The organism is Streptomyces sp. NBC_00094, from assembly GCF_026343125.1.
GTDB lineage: Bacteria > Actinomycetota > Actinomycetes > Streptomycetales > Streptomycetaceae > Streptomyces.
Genome location: NZ_JAPEMB010000001.1, coordinates 7,902,115 through 7,923,495, shown reverse-complemented (window position 1 = coordinate 7,923,495; position 21,381 = coordinate 7,902,115). Strand labels below are relative to the sequence as shown.

Annotated in this window: 18 protein-coding genes; 11 read left to right on the top strand and 7 right to left on the bottom strand. The window is 74.1% G+C overall.

The window, feature by feature from the left end; genetic code table 11:
* The first annotated feature begins 34 nt into the window (after positions 1-34).
* A complete protein-coding gene (locus OG580_RS34915; RefSeq protein WP_267048230.1) occupies positions 35-1,360 on the top strand; it encodes a VWA domain-containing protein in 1,326 nt (441 codons plus the stop codon).
* A 108-nt stretch (positions 1,361-1,468) separates the two neighbouring features.
* Positions 1,469-2,053, top strand: a complete 585-nt coding sequence (locus OG580_RS34910; RefSeq protein WP_267047660.1) for a nucleosidase — start codon at positions 1,469-1,471, stop codon at positions 2,051-2,053.
* A gap of 54 nt (positions 2,054-2,107) precedes the next feature.
* Here the strand turns inward: OG580_RS34910 and OG580_RS34905 are convergent, their stop codons facing one another.
* On the bottom strand, positions 2,108-3,295 hold the full coding sequence (locus tag OG580_RS34905; RefSeq protein ID WP_267047659.1) for an alpha/beta hydrolase: 1,188 nt from the start codon (positions 3,293-3,295) through the stop codon (positions 2,108-2,110).
* A 623-nt stretch (positions 3,296-3,918) separates the two neighbouring features.
* Here OG580_RS34905 and OG580_RS34900 point away from each other — a divergent pair.
* Positions 3,919-5,061, top strand: coding sequence for an LLM class flavin-dependent oxidoreductase (locus tag OG580_RS34900; protein ID WP_267047658.1), 1,143 nt, complete (start codon positions 3,919-3,921; stop codon positions 5,059-5,061).
* Positions 5,058-6,422 (top strand): NtaA/DmoA family FMN-dependent monooxygenase, encoded by a 1,365-nt coding sequence (locus tag OG580_RS34895; protein WP_267047657.1) that lies wholly within the window; start codon positions 5,058-5,060, stop codon positions 6,420-6,422. The genes OG580_RS34900 and OG580_RS34895 overlap by 4 nt, the downstream gene beginning before the upstream one ends.
* 65 nt (positions 6,423-6,487) lie before the next feature.
* Here OG580_RS34895 and OG580_RS34890 read toward each other — a convergent pair whose 3' ends face one another.
* The 4 genes from OG580_RS34890 to OG580_RS34875 form a co-directional block, all read right to left on the bottom strand.
* Positions 6,488-8,401 (bottom strand): alpha/beta fold hydrolase, encoded by a 1,914-nt coding sequence (locus OG580_RS34890; RefSeq protein ID WP_267047656.1) that lies wholly within the window; start codon positions 8,399-8,401, stop codon positions 6,488-6,490.
* A gap of 183 nt (positions 8,402-8,584) precedes the next feature.
* Positions 8,585-9,697, bottom strand: a complete 1,113-nt coding sequence (locus OG580_RS34885) for a PP2C family protein-serine/threonine phosphatase (RefSeq protein WP_267047655.1) — start codon at positions 9,695-9,697, stop codon at positions 8,585-8,587.
* 1 nt (position 9,698) lies between these two features.
* Positions 9,699-11,285 carry an MFS transporter gene (locus tag OG580_RS34880; protein WP_267047654.1) on the bottom strand — a complete coding sequence of 529 codons (1,587 nt, stop codon included), beginning with the start codon at positions 11,283-11,285 and terminating at the stop codon, positions 9,699-9,701.
* Positions 11,282-11,959 carry a TetR/AcrR family transcriptional regulator gene (locus OG580_RS34875; protein ID WP_267047653.1) on the bottom strand — a complete coding sequence of 226 codons (678 nt, stop codon included), beginning with the start codon at positions 11,957-11,959 and terminating at the stop codon, positions 11,282-11,284. Before OG580_RS34875 ends, OG580_RS34880 begins: the two co-directional genes overlap by 4 nt.
* A 292-nt stretch (positions 11,960-12,251) precedes the next feature.
* Here OG580_RS34875 and OG580_RS34870 point away from each other — a divergent pair, with 292 nt between their 5' ends.
* The 4 genes from OG580_RS34870 to OG580_RS34855 all read left to right on the top strand — a co-directional run bounded on the left by OG580_RS34870 (position 12,252) and on the right by OG580_RS34855 (position 15,781).
* Complete coding sequence (locus tag OG580_RS34870) at positions 12,252-12,836, top strand: TMEM165/GDT1 family protein (RefSeq protein WP_267047652.1); 585 nt, start codon at positions 12,252-12,254, stop codon at positions 12,834-12,836.
* Between the two features lie 85 nt (positions 12,837-12,921).
* The gene (locus OG580_RS34865; RefSeq protein WP_267047651.1) at positions 12,922-13,449 is read left to right on the top strand and encodes a hemerythrin domain-containing protein; all 528 of its coding nucleotides are present in this window, start codon (positions 12,922-12,924) and stop codon (positions 13,447-13,449) included.
* An 84-nt stretch (positions 13,450-13,533) separates the two neighbouring features.
* A complete protein-coding gene (locus OG580_RS34860; RefSeq protein ID WP_267047650.1) occupies positions 13,534-14,151 on the top strand; it encodes a TetR/AcrR family transcriptional regulator in 618 nt (205 codons plus the stop codon).
* Positions 14,135-15,781: an acyl-CoA dehydrogenase family protein gene (locus OG580_RS34855; RefSeq protein WP_267047649.1), complete on the top strand. Its 1,647-nt coding sequence runs from the start codon at positions 14,135-14,137 to the stop codon at positions 15,779-15,781. Before OG580_RS34860 ends, OG580_RS34855 begins: the two co-directional genes overlap by 17 nt.
* 192 nt (positions 15,782-15,973) lie before the next feature.
* Here the strand turns inward: OG580_RS34855 and OG580_RS34850 are convergent, their stop codons facing one another.
* On the bottom strand, positions 15,974-16,933 hold the full coding sequence (locus OG580_RS34850; RefSeq protein WP_267047648.1) for an SMP-30/gluconolactonase/LRE family protein: 960 nt from the start codon (positions 16,931-16,933) through the stop codon (positions 15,974-15,976).
* A 107-nt stretch (positions 16,934-17,040) separates the two neighbouring features.
* On the opposite strand from OG580_RS34850, the gene OG580_RS34845 reads away from it, so the two are divergent.
* Together OG580_RS34845 and OG580_RS34840 are read left to right on the top strand one after the other, a co-directional pair.
* The gene (locus tag OG580_RS34845) at positions 17,041-17,493 is read left to right on the top strand and encodes an Lrp/AsnC family transcriptional regulator (RefSeq protein ID WP_267047647.1); all 453 of its coding nucleotides are present in this window, start codon (positions 17,041-17,043) and stop codon (positions 17,491-17,493) included.
* Positions 17,494-17,683: 190 nt separating this feature from the next.
* Positions 17,684-19,081, top strand: a complete 1,398-nt coding sequence (locus tag OG580_RS34840) for a M20 family metallopeptidase (RefSeq protein WP_267047646.1) — start codon at positions 17,684-17,686, stop codon at positions 19,079-19,081.
* On the opposite strand, the gene OG580_RS34835 is transcribed toward OG580_RS34840, so the two are convergent.
* Positions 19,070-19,957 carry a LysR family transcriptional regulator gene (locus tag OG580_RS34835; RefSeq protein ID WP_267047645.1) on the bottom strand — a complete coding sequence of 296 codons (888 nt, stop codon included), beginning with the start codon at positions 19,955-19,957 and terminating at the stop codon, positions 19,070-19,072. The two genes, OG580_RS34840 and OG580_RS34835, sit on opposite strands and share 12 nt — an antisense overlap.
* Positions 19,958-20,075: 118 nt before the next feature.
* On the opposite strand from OG580_RS34835, the gene OG580_RS34830 reads away from it, so the two are divergent.
* Positions 20,076-21,368, top strand: coding sequence for an MFS transporter (locus tag OG580_RS34830; RefSeq protein WP_267047644.1), 1,293 nt, complete (start codon positions 20,076-20,078; stop codon positions 21,366-21,368).
* Positions 21,369-21,381: the final 13 nt, after the last annotated feature.

Sequence of the window (21,381 nt, the reverse complement as noted above, 5' to 3'; positions counted from 1 at the left end):
TCCTTCGGACGGGACCGTCGCGCGGCTCACCGGGTTGGTGGGTGCCCTGCGCGACCACGGGTTCGGGATCGGGACCGGAGAGACGGTGGACGCCGGCCACGCCCTGGAGGCCGTCGGGTTCACGGACCGCGAGCTGATGCGGGAGGCGCTGGCGGCGACGCTGCTCCACGGAGAGCGGCAGCGCCCGGTGTTCGACCGGGTCTTCGACCTGTACTTCCCGCTCGCCGGGGACTCCGACCCTGCGGTGCTCCACGGCACGGCGGCCGACCTCGCGGCGCTGCGGGACCGGCTCGCGGCCGCGCTCGCCGCCGGTGACGGAGCCGCGCTCGACGGGCTGGCCGCCGAGGCGGTGGGCGGTTTCGGCGGCTTCGGTTCCGGCCCGGAGTCGGACGGCTGGTCCTCGTACCAGACGCTCTCCCGGCTCCGCCCCGAGACCTTGCTCGCCCGGGTGCGGGCGGCGGAGCGGAGCGAGGAGCCGGAGTTCGCCGACCGGCTGCTCGACGACGAGATCCGGCGGCGCATCGAGGCCTTCCGCGAGCGGGTGCGGAGCGAGGCCCGACGGCGGGTCGCCGAGCGGCAGGGCCGGGACCGGGTCGCGCGGCGGGCGGTCGCGGGGACGGTGGACGGGGTGGACTTCCTGCTGGCGGGGCGGGAGCAGCTGGCCGAGTTGCGCCGTACGGTACGACCGCTGGCGCGGAAGCTGGCCACCCGGCTGGCGGCCCGGCGGCGGCGGGCGGCACGCGGGGAGATCGACCTGCGGCGGACACTGCGGCGCTCGCTGTCGACCGGGGGCGTCCCGGTGCGTCCGGTGTTTCGGCGGCGCCGTCCCGGACGGCCCGAGCTGGTGCTGCTGTGCGACGTGTCGGGCTCGGTGGCCGGCTTCGCGCAGTTCACGATGTTGCTGGTGCAGGCGCTGCACGACCAGTTCAGTCGGGTACGGGTCTTCGCCTTCGTCAACCGCGTCGACGAGGTGACGGGGCTGATCGCACGCGGCGCGGCGGACCCGGCGGGGCTCGGCGACCGCATCCTCGCGGAGGCGGAGGTGACCGGGTGGCACGGGCAGAGCGACTACGGGACGGCGCTCGGGGAGTTCGCCGACCGGTACGCGGAGGCCGTCGGCCCGCGCACGGTGCTCTTCGTCCTCGGCGACGGCCGGACCAACCGCGCCGACCCCAACCTCGCGGCGCTGAAGCGGGTAGCGGACCGGGCGCGCCGGGTCTACTGGCTCAACCCCGAACAGCCCTCGCTGTGGGGCACGGGCGACTCGGAGGCTCCCGCCTACGCCGAGGTCGTGGACATGCGCCCGTGCCGCAACGCACGCCGGCTCGGAACGCTGATCGGGCGCCTGCTGCCGATCTGACCCCCGGTCCGGGGCGCCGTGCGCACCCTGGGGTGAGCCCGAGGGTTCCAAGGGTTCGCGGTGCCGTCGGTTTCACGGCGGGCGGGGCGGCGAACTAGCGTGGCCCCCATGGAACTCTTGGGAGAGATCACCGCCGACCGTCCCCTCTTCGTCCTCGCCGTCAAGGAGGAGGCCCAGTACCTCGACACGGATCTGCCGGTGCTGCTCACCGGCATGGGCAAGGTCAACGCGGCGACCGCCCTCGCGACGGTACTCGGCCGGGGGCCGCGGCCGTCCGGGATCGTGAACCTGGGCACGGCCGGGGCGCTGCGCCCGGGCTGGACCGGGACGCACGTCGTCGGCACCGTGCTCCAGCACGACCTGGACGGCGCGCTCCTCGCCACCCTCACCGGCGAGACGTACGGGGCGCCGCTGACGCTGCCGGACGGCGGGGACGTGGTTCTGGCCACCGGCGACGCGTTCATCTCGGACGAGGCCTCTCGCGTCCGGCTCGCGGAGCGGGCGGCGCTCGTCGACATGGAGGGCTACGCGCTGGCGACGGCCGCGGAGCTCGCCGGAGTACCGCTGCGCATCGTGAAGCACGTCAGCGACGAGGCGGGGGACGGAGCGGCCCGCACCTGGCGCGAGTCGGTCGCCGAGTGCGCGCGGGCACTGGCGGACTGGGCGGCGGAGAACACCCCGTACCGCGCCTGACGGCCCCGCACCGCCCCTGGCCCCGCCCCCGTCCCCGCCTCCGGCAGACGGGGGTCAGCGGTGCTGGAAGTGGACCTCCGGGTTGTCGGCGGTCGGCCCGTCGAGCACGGGCCGCGCGACACCGCGCAGGTGCCGGTCGAAGAAGGCGGCCACGTACGTCCGGGTGACGGCGACGGCCCGGTCGGCCGGGAGCGTCGGCCCGGGCAGTCCGAACCCGCTCTGGATCACGGGGTAGTCGGAGAAGGTGAAGTGCTCCGCACCGGCCACGGTGACCCACCGCTTCCAGCCGTCGAGCGTGGGCCACGTCCGGTCCCAGCTGGCGTCCTCCCCGCCGGGCAGGTGCATCGCGTCGTGCGTGCCGAGCATCAGGAAGGGGCGGCCCCGCAGACCCTCCACCGGCAGGTCCTCCCAGAAGGCGCCGTCCATGTTGAGCCCGGCGTCGATCCGCCGGTCGGCCGCCATGGCGGTGGCCGCGCTCGCCCCGCCGATCGAGTGGCCCGCCATGCCGACGCGGCGCGCGTCGATGACCCGGGCATGGCGCCAGGCGGGTCGCGGCCCGGTGAGGCGGTCGAGGACGAAGCGCATGTCGGCGGCGCGGGTCGCGGTCACCACGCTCGCGTGGACACCTCCCTCGTCGAGCGCCGTGCAGGCGACGCAGTCGAGGGTCCGGCCGCCGGGGACGGAGATGCCGTACGACTCGTAGGCGTGGTCGACCGAGGCGACGACGTAGCCGCGCGAGGCGAGGTCCTCGGCAAGGTGGGTGAGCGTCCAGCGCGAGGCGCCGAATCCCGGCGAGAGCAGCACGAGCGGGTACCGACCGGGGGCGGGACGGGCGTCTGTCCTGCTGTGGGTGCGCATCCGGGCGAGCGCGTCGCCAGGGACGACGGAGCCGATGCCGAGCGCCTCGGTCAGAAGGCGCGCCTCCTCACCGGTGGCGTACGGGGCGGGACGCCCGTCGCCGGGGCGCGCGGCCGGGTAGTGAAGGGTGACCATCAGTTCGCGCCCGGCGGCGGTCGGGACCCAGGGATCGGTACGCGACCGGTCGACAAGCGGGATGACGGTGCTGCCGACGGCGTACGGCCCGGTGGGAGCCGGCAGCGCGGGTGCGGCGGTGGAGGGGGCGATGGAGGCCACGGCCGTGGCCGGGGCCGCGGCGGACGGGCCGGCGGTGGCGAGGGCGCCGGGTAAGGCGAGGGAGCAGGCGAGTACGGCGGCCGCGGCCGCCCGGGAGAATCGGGTCATGCGGGCACGCTAGGGGGATCGGGCGGGGCGACGCGTCCTTCTGCGGGTGCATCTTCGACCGGGCCGGCAGGTGCGGGAGCGCGGTCGGGAGACCCTTGGCGTACAGGACCCGGGCCGCCCGCGCCTGCACGGGCCGGCTCCTCGCCGCCTCCGTACGGGCCGGCTCCTCGCCGCACGGAGCTGTGTCCCCACCGCACGGAACTGTGTCTCCGCCATACGGATCGCCTCCCCGCCCCCGTACGCGCCAACTGCCCTCCCCCCATGGCCCGCTGACGCTCCCACCAGCCGGGACGGGCCTTGACAGTGGGGAAGCCCGCCTGCCTAAGGTGAGACGTTCCTTCCCTGACGCACGGGGCGGAGCGGGACCGGATCCGAGGGGAGGCGCACGTGGACGCAGCGATCACCGTGGCGCACGGCCCCGGCCGGGCGAGTGCGCCGCTGGTCTGCCGGCGGCACGTCGACTTCTGCCGTACGTCCTCGGCCATCTGTCCTTCCCCCGGCGCCTGACCCCGCTTCGCGCGGGTCCGCGCGTTCCGTGACATCCCGCCGCACGGCCGTACGCCGGCGCGTCTCCGCGCGCCCGTGCCCCGTCGCGCGCTCCTGTCTTCCGGAAGGACACCTCCATGCCCCGCCCTGCCCTGCACCTGGCCGTCGAGCTCGACGGCGACGGTGCCCATCCGGCCGCGTGGCGCCGTGCCGCGCACGCCCCCGGCGAGCTGCTGACACCGCGTCGGCTCACCCGGACCGCGGCCGCCGCCGAGAACGCCGGGTTCACGCTCGTCACCCTCGACGACTCGATCCTGCCGCCGGCTTCCGGCACCGACCCGGTCGGCCGGATCGGCGCGGTCGAGCGGGCCGCGTTCGTCGCCGCGTCGACGAGCGTCCTCGGAGTGGCCCCGGTGCTCGCCACCACCTACGCCGAACCGTTCCACGTCTCCTCGCAGCTCGCCTCCCTCGACCACGTCTCGGCCGGCCGCGCCGGCTGGGTGGTGGGAGTCGAGGACGACCCGGCGGCCGCGCGGGCCTGGGGGCGCCCGCTCGTCGAAGGCGACGGGGCGCTCGCCCGCGAGGCGCATGACGGCCTGCGTGTCGTCCGGGACCTGTGGGACTCCTGGGAGGACGACGCGGTGATCCGGTCCGTCGCCACGAGCCGCTATCTGGACCGGAAGCGGCTCCACTCCATCGACTTCGCCGGTGAGACGTACTCGGTGAAGGGCCCGTCCATCGTGCCGCGTCCCCCGCAGGGCCGTCCCGTGGTCCTCGCCCGCGCCGGTCTCGTCCCGGCCGGGCTGACCGACGTGGCGCTGGTCGGCGGGCCCACCGCCGGCGAGACGGCCGCGGCGGCCGGGACGGCCGCGGCCGCCGGTGCGCCGCTGGCCTTCGCCGAGATCGAGGTGGCCCTCGACACCCCGCGCGAGGCGGCCGGGGAGCGGATCGCCGATCTGGAGCGGTACGCGCCCTGGGCGGGCCGCTCGGACCGGCTCCGGTACACGGGGTCCGCGGACGGTCTGGTGGCCCTCCTCGCGGAGCTCGCCGGGAAGGTCGACGGGGTGCGGCTGCTGCCGCTCGTCCTCGACGAGGACCTGTCGGTGCTCTCGCGTCTCGTCCTGCCCGAGCTGTTCGTCCGGAGGCTCGCGACCCGCCCGCTGCCGGGCAGCACCCTGCGTACGTCGCTGGGGCTCCCCCGGCCCGTCAGCCGGTTCGCGGCCGGCCCCGCCGCCGACGCCGACGCCACCGCCGCTCTCGTCCGGGAGGAGACCCGATGACCCGCACCGACCCCACCGACGTCCCCCGTCCCGACGCCCGGCTCCACTTCGGGGTCTTCTTCCAGGGGGTCAACCACTGGACGATCTGGTCCGACCCGTCGAGCGGCTCGCAGATCGATCCGGCCTCCTTCCTGCGCGTGGCCCGGACCGCCGAACGCGGGCTCTTCGACGCCTTCTTCCTCGGTGACGGGCTCCGGCTGCGCGAGTCGGAGGGCGGCATCCACGAGCTGGACGTCGCGGGCCGGCCGGACTCGATCACCCAGTTGTCGGCGCTCGCCGCCGGCACCGACCGCATCGGGCTGGTCTCCACCTCCAACACCACCTACAACGAGCCCGGCGATCTGGCCCGGCGCCTCGCGGGCCTCGACCTGCTCTCCGGCGGCCGGGCCGGCTGGAACGTGGTGACCACGCACAACGCCTGGACCGGGGAGAACTTCCGGCGCGGCGGCTACCTCGACCACGCCGACCGCTACCGGCGCGCTGAGGAGTTCCTCTCCGTGGCGCGTGCCGTGTGGGACGGCTGGGCGGAGGGTGCGGTGGCCGGCTCCGCCGAGGCCCGGTCCTGGTCGGTGCCGGGGGCGGTCGGGCACGTCCGGTCACGGGGGGCGCAGTTCGACGTCGATCTCGCGCCGACCCTGCCGCGCAGCGCGCAGGGCCACCCGGTGATCTTCCAGGCCGGGGACTCCGGCGAGGGCCGGGACTTCGCGGCGCGCAACGCGGACGTCATCTTCTCCGCGCACGGGACGGAGTTCGACGACGCCCTGGCCTTCGCCGAGGACGTCCGAGGCCGGCTGCGTGCGGTGGGGCGGCCCGAGGACGCCCTGCGGATCCTGCCGGGTACGGAGATCATCATCGGAGCCACGGAGAAGGAGGCGGAGGAGAAGGAGCGCTGGGTCCGCCTCGAACAGGTCACGCCCGCCGTGGCCCTCGGCATCGCGAGCCGACTGTGGGGCTTCGACCTGTCCGGGCGGGACGCCGACGGTCCCCTGCCCGCCGAGGACCCGGTCGTCGCCGCGTACACGGGGACGTTCGGGACGCGCTCGGTGAAGGATCCCGGGGCCGTGGTCGCCGAGTGGCGGGCCAGGGCGGAGGCCAACGGCTGGTCGCTCCGCGAGACCGTCATCGAACTCGGCCCGCAGCGCGGGCACGTGGGCACTCCCGCGGGGCTCGCGGAGAAGTTCGCGCGGTTCGCCCGGCACGGCGCGGTCGACGGCTTCAACATCTCGCCGTACCTGGTGCCTGACGGACTCGACGACATCGTGGACCTGCTCGTGCCCGAGCTCCAGGAGCGGGGGGTGTACCGGACCGCGTACACGGGGACGACGCTCCGCGAACACCTGGGCCTCGCGCCGGTGGAGTGACGTGACGCGGTGGGGGCACGGCCTCGGGACGCGCCCCCACCCACCTCACGTACGGCCTCCCGGACTCAGCCGAGGGGCAGTTCCAGGAACGACGGCTCGTCCTCCGGTGAGCCGACGGCGGTCTGCGTCCAGGTGATGGAGGCGCCGCCGTACAGCGGGTCCATGCTGTCGACGACCAGCATCAGCCGGTGGCCGGCGGGGATGTCGTACGCGGCCGCCTGGAGCCGCCAGGTCACGGTGGTGTCCTGCTCGGGCGTCAGGCCGTACACGTTGAGCGGTTCGTGGGTGATGATCCGGGCCGTCTCGTCCTCGGCGACGTCCAGGAGATGGGCGACGAGACCCGCCGAGGTGGACGTGGAGCGGACCGTGAGGCGCAGGCGCGGGATGCCCCGGACGCGGCGGCCGGCCTGTCCCCCGTCGGGAGCGCGGAGTGGTTCGGTGGTCCAGGCCACGGCGTGCCGGCGGTCGATCTTGCGGGTGTCGTAGATCTTGGGGTTGCCGCCCCACTCCGCCTGGCCGGTCTTCATGAGCGGCATGTCCATGGCGGTGGCCTCGGTGTCGACGCCCGCGACGAACGCGCGTCGCCAGCCGGTCTCCTCCGGTGGGGTCGGCCCCTCGCCGACGCGCGGTACGAGCAGGCCGTCGGCGCCTCCGGCACCGTCGCCGGTGAGGCCGAACACCTCGACGCCGGTGGTCACCTCGCTCCAGTCGGCGCGGGTCTCACGGACCGCGGGTTCGACGATGCGGTTCTCCCCGGTCGGCTCGCCGGTGCCGGGATCCGTCACGGGTTCCGTGACGTAGGTGAACATCACCTGGTTGCTGACCTGCTCCCAGTCCTCCACCCCGTTGCTCTCGCCCTTGAGGTGGTGGTCGAGCCAGGCGTACGCCTCCGCCATGGGGAGGTTGACCTTGCGGGGTTCCGTGCCGATGAGGCCCGGGCCCTCGGGGGCCGCGTGGTCGCCGATCCAGAGGTTGAGCCGCTTGGGCACCTGCAGGGCCTCGAAGGTCGTCAGGACCTGGTTGACCGCGAACAGACTCTCGTGCCAGGTGTTGGAGAAGAAGGTGGGTGTCTCGTTCTCGCGGGTGAGTTCCAGGTACGACTCCGGCGAGCGCAGCCGGCCCCACGTGACGACCTTGTCCAGGTTCCGGTCGGCCTGGAAGTCGGCGAGGATCTGCTGGTTCCCCTCGTCGAACTTGTCCTCCACCGGTCCGCCGGTCAGCCCGATCAGCGCCTTCACGGCCGCGAGGTGGCGGGTCTTGTTGTCGTAGAGGCTGGTGGCGAGGTTGCCCCAGGTGCTGAGGGCGACGACGGCGGCGACCCGGTCGTCGTGCGCGGCGACGAGCTGGCTGATGCCGGAGCCGTAGGACTCGCCGAGGAATCCGATGGTGCTCGGGGCGAGGTGCTCGACGGCGAAGTCGATGACGGCCGAGCCGTCGGCCCAGTCGTGGGGTCCCGCGACGTCCACGAAGCCCTCGGAGGTGGAGGGCAGCCCGGGAATGCCGAGGCCGCGGGGCGTGTAGGCGAGGACGTGGTAGCCCTTGCGGGCGAGGGTGAGGTACGACCAGAGGAACAGCGGCCAGCCGAAGGGGGTCCAGCCGGCCGGGACGACGACCAGCGGGTGCGGGCCGGGGCCGAGCTGCCGGAGGCTGAAGGCGGAGAGCCGGACGCCGTCCGCGGCCTCGATGCGGTGGTACGCGGGCCAGGCCAGGCCGCGGACCTCCTCGACGTGCGCGGCGAGTTCGGCCGGGAGCAGGGGTTCGGCGCCCGCCCTCTCGGCCGGGCCGCCGCCGAGGAGCGCGGTGGCGAGTGTCTGGCCGAGCCGGACCGCGTCGGCGTTCACCGTTCCGTCGGCGGCCCAGAGGCCGTTCCCGCTCTCGGCGATGCGGGCGGTGTCGGCGGCGGTGAGGCCCGCCGTGACGTCCGGGAAGCCGGGGAACTCTTCGGACGATCCGGTGGCGATGGGGTTGTCCTGGGGCACGTGCACCCGTTCCTCTCGAGTGGACTGCTGACTGTCCGCGATGCGGACGGTCGCAAGCCTCACGTATGTGGCGCGGAGCGACCAGAGCGCACGAACGGCGCACGTGTCACGCAACCGTGCGGGAACGACACAAGGCGCCCCGAACTCGATGTTTGAGGGCGGCGCGGGTGGTGCGGCGGGCAGTCAGTGGGACTCGGGCGGACGGACGACGAGCAACGCGGCGACGTCGTCGTCGAGGCCGCCGGCGCCGTACGCGGCGAGATCCCGGTGGAGGAGCCCGGGCACCTCGGCGGCCGGTTCCCGTACCCAGCCGCGCAGGCGCAGTTCCAGCGGATAGAAGGTGCCGGCCCGGTCGCGGGTCTCGCTGACGCCGTCCGTGTAGAGGAGCAGCCGGTCCCCCGGGCCGAAGGGCACCTCCTCGATCCGGTGGTGGTTCTCGGCGAGGCCGGCGAGGTTGACGGGCAGCGAGGGGTCGGCGAAGGCGACGGGCGCGACCTCGCTCCCGTGCTGGAGCATCGGGGCGGGGTGGCCGCAGCTGAGGAGCCGGGCGACGTCCCGGTCGTCGGGGAGCTCCACGAGGACGACGGTCGCGAAGCGTTCGGCGGCGTCGGACTCGGGGTCCCAGCCGCCGTAGCGCGCGAGGCCCTCGTCGAGTCTGTCGGCGAGGGCGGCGAGGTCGGGGGCCTCGTTGACGGTGGCGCGGAAGGAGCCGAGCAGGACGGAGGCGGTCTCGACGGCGCCGAGGCCCTTGCCCTGGACGTCGCCGAGCATGATCCGTACGGCTCCGGGGACCCGGACGGCTTCGTAGAAGTCGCCGCCGATCCGGGCCTTGGCGGCTGCTGCGACGTACAGCAGGTGGAGGTCGAACCGGCCCAGACGGCCGGGCAGCGGGCGCAGGACCACGCGCTGGACGACCTCGGCGACGGCGGTGACCTCGCGCAGGTCCTGTTCGTAGCGGGTGCGGACCCTGCTGGCCCAGGCGGCGGAAGCGGTGACGAGGGCGAGGACGACCTCGCTGGCGAGGAGTTCGGGCACGAGGGTCTCGGACCTGCCGAGGTGGAGCAGGGCGCGCACCCCCATGGCGAGCAGCCCGATGCCGATGGTCCCGCGCACGCTCCAGGTGACGGCGGCGAGCGCGGGCGCGGCGACGAGGAGGCGTTCGAAGCGCTCCTTGTCGGGGGTGAGGACGTCGGCGACGGCCGTCACGGCGAGGATCAGGAAGGGCAGGGCCCGACCGATGTTGAACTGGTTGCGCTCCGCTCTGGTCGGCGGGCGCCGGTGACCGGCATCGGGCATTTCATGATCGTACGCAGAACCGCCGTCCCGACCGGGGTGGCGTCGGCCCCGGGCGTGTCCCCGGGTCGCGCGCCGCTCCCGGCAGGGCGAGGGCGGCGGGGAGGGCGAGGGCCGCGATCACGGCGAGGACGGGGAGGGCGGCGCCCCGGTCGGGGACGAAGCCGCCTTCCGGTACGAGGGCGAGGAGCAGGGTCGCGGTGGCGACGCCCAGCGCGGGGCCGATGTTCATCGCCGTCTGCTGGAGGCCGCCGGCGACTCCCGCGTGGGCCTCGGGGGCGCGGTGCACGACGACGGAGGTCGCGGTGACCATGAGGGTGACGAAGCCCGCGCCGAGGAGTGCGGAGGCGGTGCCGACGGAGGACGCGGAGGCCGTCGCGTCGAGCCGCGAGAGCAGGAGGACGCCGAGCGCGAGCAGGACGGCGCCCGCGGTCGCCGTACGCCGGGGGCCGAACCGGCGCTGGAGCAGCGGGCAGAGCGGCGCGCCGAGCACCATGAGGACGGCGAGCGGCAGGACGCGCAGCGCGCAGGCGAGGGGGTCGAGGCCCTGGACGTCCTGGAGGAAGTACGTCGCCACGAAGAGCGACCCGAAGAGGGCGGCGGAGGCGGCGAGGAGGACGGCGAGCCCCGCGAGGACGGGCCCGCTCCTCATCAGCTCCGGCGGGAGGAGGGGGTACGGGGCGCGCCGCTCGTGCCGGACGAGCGCGGCGCCGGCGGCCAGGGCGGCGGCGACCACGAGCGCGGTGGTCCATGCCCCGGGTCCGGTTCCGGTTCCGCTGGGGCGGGGTGCGTCGACGAGTCCGTGGATCAGGAGGCCGAGGGCGGCCGCGAGCAGGACGGCTCCGAGAGGGTCGAGCGCGGCGAGTCCGGTGGCGGGGCGGCGCTCCCGGCCGGCGCGCGGTTCCGGTCCGGCGAGGGCGAGCAGGCCGATGGCGAGGGTGGGCGGCACCCCCAGGAGGAAGACCGCGCGCCAGCCGTACGAGGAGACGAGCGCGCCGCCCACGAGGGGCCCGGCCGCCGCGGCGAGGCCGATGGCGGCGGTGCGCACGGCGATCGGGGTCGCGAGTCGCTCGGGCGGGAAGGCGGTGCGCAGCATCCCGAGGGTCGCGGGCTGCAGGAGCGCCCCGCACACCCCTTGGACCACCCGCAGCGCGATCACGGCGCCGATGCCGGGGGCGAGGGCGATGCCGGTGGAGGCGGCGGCGAAGCCGAGGGCGCCGACGGCGAAGACACGGCGGTGGCCGTAGCGGTCGCCGAGACGGCCCGCGAAGACGAGGAGGCTCGCTACGGCCACGAGGTAGGCGGTGCTGGTCCACTGGACCTGGCCGACGTCGGCGTGGAGGTCACGTTGGAGGGCGGGTTGGGCGACGGTGAGGACGGTGCCGTCGAGCGCGACGACGGCGGCGCCGACGACGCTGCAGGCGAGGGTGGAGGCGGTCGAGGCGCGGCGCGCGCCGGTGTCCGCGCCGGCCTTGTCGCCGGTACCTGCGCCGGTCCCGGCCCCGGTCGCGGAGCTCGCACCGGCCCCGGTCGCGGAGCTCATACCGGCCCCGGTCGCGGAGCCCGTACCGGTCCCGTGAAGCCCGCTCACGACGCGGGCTCCACGGGACCGAGGTGGGCGTCGAGGGCCGCCGCGATGAGCGGTCCGGGGTCGTCGCCTCCGGTGACGAGCCGGAGGCTGCCCCAGTGCCAGAGCTGGGCGATGCCGTGGAGGTTGGCCCAGAGCGCGCCCGCGCGGACCGCCGCGTCGGCTCCGGCTCCGGCTCCGACGGCGGCTCCGGCTCCGGTCTCGTCACCCGCGCCGGGTTCGGCGACCGATCCCGGAGCCGTGACGCGCGCGACGAGCCCGGTGAGGTGGGCGAAGAGCGGCAGGCTCGTCTCCCGCAGGCCCAGCCGGCCGCTTTCGAGCAGGTCGTGCCGGAACATCAGCTCGTACATGCCGCGCCGCGTCCCCGCGTACGCGAGGTAGACGCGGGCGAGGATCGCGATCCGTTCGCGCGGCCCCGCGTCCTCCCGGTCCTCCTCGGCGAGGCGGCCGGCCAGTTCGGCGAAGCCCTGGCGCGCGATGGCCGACAGGAGGTCCAGGTGGGTCGGGAAGTAGCGGCGGGGCGCGCCATGGGAGACACCCGCCCTGCGGGCGATCTCGCGCAGGGACAGGGCCTGCGCGCCTTCGGCGTTCACCAGCTCGACGCCGGCCCGGACGAGCCGTCCGCGCAGTCCGTCCTCGCGCTCGTCATGTCCCTCGTTCTTCTCCTCATGCTGCATAGACACTGTCTACCAAGATCGAGTAGACGGTGTCTACCTACGCTCGCGCCCTCTTCGGTTACACTGAGGGACAGCGAAGGGGAGTAGCCCTGCAAACCGGTCGTCGACACACTGGAACCCCCGGGTTCCCGGTGACCGGGTCCGCGCACGACGCGGACGGGCGAGACCTTCGGCCAGGCATCAACCGCGTCCGCGCATCCGTGGGCGTGGTCCGTCATGCCGGGCCGAGTGGTCCTCCCGTCGCCTTCGAGGTGCGGAGCCCACGGGCCCGGACCGAGCAGAGAGCCCCGGTATGCACCTCGACCCCTTGGCGATCCTCACCGCCTTCGGGCTGATCTTCCTCGCCGAGCTTCCCGACAAGACGATGTTCGCGTCCCTCGCCATGGGCACGCGGATGCGTCCCCTGTACGTCTGGATCGGCACCTCGACCGCCTTCCTGGCGCACGTCGCCATCGCCGTGGGCGCCGGCAGCCTGCTCGGGCTGCTCCCCGGCTGGATCGTCAAACTGGTCTCGGCCCTGCTGTTCGGCTTCGGCGCCTTCATGCTGCTGCGCAGCGGGGGCGACGACGAGGACGACGACACGGGCGGCCGGACGGTGACCGGTTTCTGGCCGGTCTTCTCGACCGCTTTCATGGCCGTCTTCATCAGCGAGTGGGGCGACCTCACCCAGATCACCACCGCCAACCTCGCCGCCACCAACGGCACCTGGTCGACGGCCATCGGTTCGCTCGCCGCCCTGATGAGCGTCTCCGCCCTCGCCCTGGTCGCGGGCCGGTTCATCGCGAAGCGCGTACCGCTCAAGACCGTGCAGCGCGTCGGCGGCGTGTGCATGGCGGGTCTCGCGATCTGGTCGCTGGTCGAGGTCTTCACCGGCTGACGGCGACCCCGGCACGCTCCGCGCACCCCCGTCCTCTCCCGGGCGGGGGTGTGCGGCGTCCGGGCCCCGGTGCGATCATGCGGGGATGTCCCTCACCTCCGAACCGGGCGACCGCCTCGCGGCGTTCGGCAACCAACTCGTCGACGTACACATCTGGCTCCGGGAGGAGCTCTCCCGACTCCGCGAGGACGTCGACTCCTTCCTCTCCGGCGACAGCGGCCGCCCCCGGAACCTGCGGGCGCACTGCCTCGCCTTCTGCACCGCGCTCACCCGCCATCACACCGCGGAGGACCAGGGCGTCTTCCCCGTCCTCGCCGAGACCTTCCCCGCGCTGCGGCCGGTACTCGACGAGCTCGCCCGTGACCACGAACAGGTGGAGGAGATCCTGCTCCGCCTCCAGGGCCTCCTGGACGGACTGCCGACGGGCGACGCGGAATCCGGCGCCGCCCGGGACCCTGCCGAGGTACGGCGGGTGCGGGGCGAACTGGACGGGCTCATCGCCCTCGTGGAGTCACACTTCACGTACGAGGAGAAGAAGCTCGTCGCCGCCCTCAACGAGCTCGGCACACCGCTGCCGGACGACTTCAGGCTCTCCGACCTGACCGGCCGCTGACCCTACCCGGCGCCCTTGCCCGCAGGCAGGGGCGCCGTTGTCGGACCTCTTGATGAAGCAGTGAATCACTGCTTCACTCCTTCCATGCCCTACCGACGCACCCCCGCCGTCCAGGCCCGGCTCGACGCCCAGCGCGCCTCCGTCGTCGACGCGGCGCTCGGGCTCCTCGCCGAGCAGGGCTACGCGGGATGCACGATGGCCGCGGTCGCCGGCCGCGCCGGCATCGCCACGGGCAGCGTGTACCGCCACTTCCCCAGCAAGGCCGAGCTCGCCGTCGAGCTCTTCCGGACCGTGGTGAGCCGGGAGGTCGCGGCCGTCTCCGAGGCTGCCGGGCACCCCGGGCACGGCTCGGCCGCCGAGCGGGTCGTCGCCGTCATCGAGACCTTCGCCCTGCGCGCCCTGAAGTCGCCGCGCCTCGCGTACGCGCTGCTCGCCGAGCCGGTCGACCCCGCCGTGGACGCCGAACGACTGGTCTTCCGGCGCGCGTTCCGGGACGTGTTCGCCGAGCGCGTCGCCGAGGGCGTACGGAGCGGCGAGCTGCCGCCCCAGGACCCGGCGCTCACGGCCTCGGCCCTGGTCGGCGCGGGCGCCGAGGCGCTCGTCGGTCCGCTGGCGGAAGGGTCCGTCGGGCCCGGCACCGTACCCGCACTCGTCACTTTCACCCTGCGAGCACTGGGAGTTCCCGATGCCGACCACGCATGAGGTCACCAACCAGGCACCGCCGCTGAGCGGTTACGACGTCTCCGCCGATCCCGCGCTCCTGGAGGCGCTGCGCCGGGAGGGCGCCGGCTGGGCCGAGGGCGAGGTGCGCGAGCTCGGCGCGCTGGCCGGCGGCGAGCGGGCCCAGGAGTGGGGGCGGCTCGCCGAGCGCCACTCCCCCGTCCTGCACACCCACGACCGGTACGGGAACCGGATCGACGAGGTCGAGTTCCATCCGTACTGGCACGAGCTGATGGACGTGGCCGTCCGCAACGGGCTGCACGGCGCGCCGTGGCGGGACGAACGGCCCGGCGCGCACGTGGCGCGCGCGGCCAAGGTGTTCGTGTGGGGGCAGGCGGACGCCGGGCATCTGTGTCCGGTGTCGATGACGTACGCGGCGGTGCCGGCGCTGCGCGCCCAGCCGGAGCTGGCCGAGGTCTACGAGCCGCTGCTGACCTCCTCCTCGTACGACTTCGGTCTGCGGGTGCCGACGGAGAAGCGCGGGATCATCGCCGGGATGTCGATGACCGAGAAGCAGGGCGGCTCGGACGTCCGGGCGAACACGACCCGGGCGGTGCCGGCGGGCGAGCCCGGCCTGTACGCGCTGACCGGGCACAAGTGGTTCACCTCGGCGCCGATGTCGGACGTCTTCCTCACCCTCGCGCAGGCGCCCGGAGGCCTGTCCTGCTTCCTGGTCCCCCGGGTGCTGCCCGACGGCAGCCGCAACGCGATCCGCCTCCAGCGCCTCAAGGACAAGCTGGGCAACCGCTCGAACGCCTCCTCCGAGATCGAGTACGAGGGCGCCCTCGGCCGGCTCGTCGGCGAGGAGGGGCGGGGCGTGGCCACCATCATCCGGATGGTCAACATGACGCGGCTCGACTGCGCCATCAGCTCGGCGTCCGGGATGCGGCTGGGACTCGTACAGGCGGTGCACCACGCGTCGCACCGCGAGGCGTTCGGGGCGCGGCTCGTGGACCAGCCGCTGATGCGGAACGTCCTGGCCGACCTGGCGGTGGAGGCCGAGGCGGCCACGGTCGCGGCGCTGCGCCTTGCCGGGGCGGTGGACCGGGCGACGCGCGGTGACGCGGAGGAGGATCAGCTGCGGCGGCTGGGCCTCGCGGTCACCAAGTACTGGGTGTGCAAGCGGGCGCCCGCGCACGCGGCCGAGGCGCTCGAATGCCTCGGCGGCAACGGCTACGTGGAGGACTCGGGCCTTCCGAGGCTCTACCGGGAGTCCCCGCTGCCGTCCATCTGGGAGGGCTCGGGGAACGTCGCCGCGCTCGACGTGCTGCGGGCGATGGGCCGTCAGCCGCAGGCGGTGGAGGCGTACTTCGCGGAGGTCGACCGGGGTGCGGGTGCCGACCGGCGGCTCGACGCGGCGGTCGCGGGCCTCCGCAAGGAGCTCGCGGGGCTCGGCGACCCGGAGGCGGCGGCGTACGGGGCGCGGCGGCTCGTCGAGCGGCTCGCACTGGTCCTCCAGGGTTCGCTGCTCGTCCGGCACGGTCACCCGGCGATCGCGGACGCGTTCTGCGCCTCGCGCCTGGACGGCGACCGGGGCCTGGCCTTCGGCACGCTGCCGCCCGGGGTGGACACGGCGGCGATCATCGCGCGGAGCGGTCCGGACGCGCACTGACCCCGAGAGTGTGCGTGCCTGACTCCGCAAGTGTGCGTGCCTGACTCCGCAAGCGTGCGTGCCTGACGCCGCGGCCCAGGCGGGACTTCGACGACAGGCTCCGGAAAGAGGTGCGGATCTGCCCGGGACCGGGCACGTCGGCGAGGTATCGTCGTGCGTAGCCCGGCTTACCGATCCACGCCCGTGCGGGCGTCAGCCGCGCACCGGCTCCAGCCAGGGGCGGCGTCCCGGTCCGGTCGGGTGCGTGCCCGTGGCGCCCATGACCACCGAGTAGAGGCTGGTCTCCGCGGCGATGAAGAGGCGGTTGCGCTTGGCGCCGCCCCAGGAGATGTTGGCGACCGCCTCGGGGACGTTGAGCCGCCCGATGAGGGTGCCGTCGGGGTCGTAGCAGTGCACCCCGTCGTCCATCGCGGCGGCCCAGAGCCGACCGCCGTCGTCGAAGCGCAGGTTGTCGAAGCGAGCCTTCTCGCGTGCCGCGGCGTCGGCGAAGACCTTGCCCTCGGAGAGGGTGCCGTCGTCGCGCACGTCGAAGACCCTGATGAAGCCGGCCCGGGTGTCGGAAACGTACAGCTGCTGCTCGTCGTGCGAGAAGACCAGCCCGTTCGGCGCGCCGAAGCAGTCGGCCACCAGTCGTACTTCGCCCGTGGCCGGGTCGATGCGGTAGACGTTGTTGGAGCCGATCTCGCTCTCCGCGCGATAACCCTCGTAGTCGCTGGTGATGCCGAAGTCCGGGTCGGAGAACCAGATCGAGCCGTCGGACTTCACCGCCGCGTCGTTCGGGCTGTTCAGCCGCTTGCCGTTCCACCGGTCCGCCAGCACGGTGACGGTGCCGTCGTGTTCGGTGCGCGTCACGCGGCGGTTGCCCTGCTCACAGGTGATCAACCGGCCCTGCCGGTCGAGGGTGTTGCCGTTCGTGTGCCCGGCGTCGCGGCGAAAGACACCGACGGCGCCCGTCTCCTCGTCCCATCGCAGCATCCGGTCGTTCGGGATGTCGCTCCAGACCAGCTGGCGCCAGGCGGGCACGTAGATCGGCCCCTCGGCCCAGCGGCAGCCCGTGTACAGGACCTCCAGCGCTTCGTCACCGTTCATGCACCGCCCGGTACGGAACCGGTCGTCGAGCATCTCGTACAGCCCGGGGCCCTCGCCGCTCATGGGGCACTTCCCTTCTCACGGAGACCATTCACCGAAGCTCATCTTGCTTCAGGGGAAGATTGCAGGATGAGCTACGGTCAGCACAAGAAGATCTCGAACGGAGTCTTATGGATCACATCGATCGCGCTCTGCTGGCCCAACTCCAGCTGGACGCCACCCAGTCCTACGCCGCGCTGGGCCAGGCCGTCGGCCTGTCCGCCGGCGCCGCTCATGAGCGTGTGCGGAAGCTGCGGGAGCGCGGTGTCATCCGGCGCACCGCCGTCGAGGTGGACCCGGTCGCGGTGGGCAGCGCCGTCCTCGCCTACGTGATGGTCGACTCGACCTCCTGGATGGGCGATTCGGCGGAGGACTTCGCCGCGCTCCCCGAGATCCTGGAGGCGCACGTCATCGCCGGCAGCGCCTCGGTACTCGTGAAGGTCAGGACCGCTACCACCGAACAACTGCAGGACGTGCTGCGGCGGATCTACGCCATCGACGGAGTCAGCGGGACACAGGCCACCGTGGTGCTGGAGACCTTCTTCGAGCGGCCGCTCTCGCCGCTGGCCGTCGATCGGACCTGAGCCCCGCGTGCCGCGTCCCCGGCGTGTCCGGACTCGCCCGGCATGAGTGACCCCGGCGTGTCCGGACTCACCCGGCATGAGTGACCCCGGGGTGTCCGGACTCACCCGGCATGAGTGACCCCGGGGTGGGAGGCTGTTGGCGCACGGTCCCCATGGCCACGGCGTGAGCCGGAACGGGAGGGAGTCCCCGTTGGGTACGGAGTCGATCCACGGCGAACTGGACGAGCGGGCGGCGAAGGTGGCGGACCGGGTGGTGGCCTGGCGGCGCCATCTGCACCGGCATCCGGAGCTGTCGAACCGGGAGGTGAACACGGCCCGGCTGGTGGCGGACGAGCTGCGCGCGCTGGGCCTCGACGAGGTCCGTACCGGCATCGCGGGCCACGGGGTCGTGGGCGTCCTGCGCGGCGGCGCCGCGTCACCGGGAGGGCGCGTGGTGGCGCTGCGGGCGGACACGGACGCGCTGCCGGTCAAGGACCTGTGCGGGACGGAGTTCGCCTCCGAGGTCGTGGACGCCGACTATCCCGGCGGCCCGTTCCCGGTCTCGCACGCCTGCGGACACGACTGTCACACGGCGATGCTGCTCGGCGCGGCGGCGGTGCTCGCCGGGGTCCGCGACCGGCTCCCGGGCACCGTGCTCTTCGTCTTCCAGCCCGCTGAGGAGGGCCCTCCGGTGACGGAGGAGGGCGGGGCGCGGGCCATGGTGGAGGCGGGCGCCTTCGCCGACCCGGTGCCGACGATGGCGTTCGGGCTGCATGTGACGCCCTATCCGAAGGGGTACGTGGGGTACCGGATCGGCAACCAGTACGCCGCGTCCACCCTCGTCCGCGTGGTCGTCACCGGCAGGCAGACGCACGGCTCCACGCCCTGGGAGGGCGTCGATCCGATGCCGGCGGTGGGTGCGGTCCTGACGGGCGTCGGCCAGCTGTACCGGCAGGTCTCGGCCTTCGCGCCGGTCACGGTCTCCATCGGGCACGTGGAGGACGTCGGCCGGTTCAACATCATCGGGGAGACGGTGACCCTGTGGGGCACGGTCCGCTGCGCCGTGGAGTCCGACATGGCGGAGGTCCGGCGCCGGCTCACGACGCTCGTGGAGCACTCCGCCGCGGCGTACGGGGCGACGGCCTCGGTGGAGTACCTGCAGCCCGTGCCGCCCGTGCACAACAGCCGGCCCTGGGTCGAGTCGGCGCTGCCGACCTTCCGCCGGGTGGTGGGCGAGGAGCGGGTGGTGGAGACCGGCGGGACGCTCGGGTACGACGACGTCTCCGAGTTCGTACGCCGCTTCGGCGGCCTGTACGTGATGCTCGGCGTCCAGGACGCGGCCCTGGACGCCTCGGGGCGGCCGGTGCCGGTGCCGGGCGGGCGCGGGATCGCCACCAACCACAACCCGCGCTTCTACGCGGATGACGACACCCTCGTCACCGGCGTCCGGCTCCACGCGCACGTGGCGTACGACCATCTGACGGGGGCACTGGTGGCATCCGCACCCGTACCTGTACCCACGCCCCCACACCCGGACTCGCCCCCACCCACGTCCCCGCACACGCCCGTCGACGCGTCTCAGGAGGCGTCGGAGGCGTCAGGGCCGTGATCCGCCGACCGCCTCCACGAAGGCCCTGAGCAGCGCGGTGTCCGCGGCCGTCGGCCAGACCAGGCCGTACTCGACGGGCGGGGCGCCCCGGAGGGGGACGTAGGCGATGCCGGGGCGCGGGTGGTACCGGGCGCCGAGCGCCGCGCCGGGGGCGACGCCCCGGCCGGCGCTCACATGGGAGAGGACCTCCTGCCAGGTCGCGGCGACGGGGCCCCGGCCGACATGGGCGCCGGACGGGGTGCGGCACGGGTAGTGGTGGTCGCGCCAGTAGCGGGGGTTGGCGCCCTCGGGGGCGATCAGGGACAGTCCCGCGAGGTCCTCCAGACCGAGGGAGGACCGGCCCGCCAGGGGATGGGCGGCGGGCAGGAGCAGCACCCGGTCCTCCGCGAGGACGACGGGGCCGACGGTGAGGTCCGGCTCGCGAACGGGGAACGCGACGAACTGGACGTCGAGCGTTCCGTCCCGGAGGGGGCCGAGGCCGCCGTCGAGCGGGACCTCGCGGACCGTGATCTCGCACCCCGGGTGGCGGGTGAGGAGCGTGTCGGCGGCGGCCGTGAGGAGGTCGCCGCCCCAGGGCGTGGCGAAACCGGTCCGGAGCCTGCCGTGGACGCCCCGCCCGGCATCGGTGGCGCGTTCGACCGCGGCGCGGATCTGCCGGTACGCGGGCAGGAGGTCCTCGTACAGGCGCAGACCGACGGGGGTGAGGCGGACGCTGCGGCTGGTGCGGACGAACAGCGGGGTGCCGAAGCGGCGCTCCAGCTTCTTGACGGTCTGGCTGATCCGGCCGGTGGAGACGCCGAGGCGTTCGGCGGTGCGCCCGAAGTGGAGCTCCTCGGCAAGCGTGAGGAACGCCTCCAGTTCGTACCGTTCCAGCATGGATCCCCCCGATGATCGTTGAGTGTGGCTCAACGCCGCTTCGATGATCGCATCTTGTTCGAGCGGGGTCGCGGCGAGGAGCCTGGAGGCGTCGCCCTCCCCGTACGGAAGAGAGTCCGTGGAACCGAGCCCCGCCGCCGTCCCCTCCGCCGCGCCCGCCCCCGCCGGGTCCGTGAACGTCCTGTTGTTCGCCGTGGCCGGGGCGGTCACCGTCGCCAACATCTACTTCCCGCAACCGCTGCTCGCCGCCGTCGCCCACGGTCTGGACGTCTCGGAGCGGACGGCGGGGCTGATCGCCTCGGCGGCCCAGATCGGGTACGCGCTCGGCATCCTGCTGCTCGTGCCGCTCGCCGACACCGCCCGGCTGCGCCGGCTCACCTCGGTGCTGCTGGCACTGACCGTCCTCGCGCTGCTCGTCGCCGCGGCGGCGCCGGACGTGGTCACGCTCGCGCTCGCCACGCTGGCCCTCTCCACCACGACGGTCCTGCCGCAGATCCTCACGCCGGTGGCGGCGGTGCTCGCGGGGCCGGGTCGGCGGGGCAGGGTCGTGGGCCTCGTCGGACTCGGCCTCACCCTGGGCTCGACACTCTCCCGTACGGTCTCGGGGGCCGTGACCGACGCGAGCGGAAGCTGGCGTACGGCCTACGTGGTGGCAGCGGCGGCGACGGCGGCGCTTCTGTGGGTCCTGCCGCGGCGGCTGCCCGAGCGGATGGGGACGGGTGGCGCGGTACCGAAGGGTGCGCGCCGCCGTTCCTCGTACCTCCGGCTCCTGGCCGGACTGCCCCGGCTCCTCGCCGAGCACCGGGAGCTGCGGATCTCGGCGCTGCTCGGGGCCTGCGTCTTCGCCGCGTTCAGTGTCTTCTGGGCCGTGCTCGCCTTCCACCTGGCTGCTCCGCCGCTCGGGTACGGGCCGGGCGCAGCCGGGCTCTACGGGGTGCTGACGCTGCCGGCGGCGCTGCTCTCCGCAGGGGCCGGGCAGCTCGCCGACCGGTACGGGCCATGGGCGGTGAACGCCCTGGGGCTGGTGGGCGCGGGCCTCGGTCTGGGGGTGGCGGGGCTCGCCCCGTACTCCCCCGTGGCGCTGGTGGTCGGGGCGAACCTGCTGGTCGTGGGGGTGAGCTCCAGCCAGGTGGCGAGTCAGGCCTTGATCTTCGCGATCGGCCGGGCGGTGGCGGCCCGGGTGAACACGGTCTTCATGCTGGCGACGTTCTGCGGCGGTGCGATCGGCTCGTTCGTCGGGTCCTGGCTGTACACGGCGTACGGCTGGTCCGCCGCCCTGCTGCTCGCGGGCGTGTTCGTGGCCGTCGCCGGGTTCGTGGTGACGGTCGCGGCGCGACCGGCGGCCCCGAGTTGCGTCCCGGACGCCACACGAGAGGCTGGGAGTATCCGCCCGCGCACCTCGCAGGAGTGAACCCCGCAGGGAG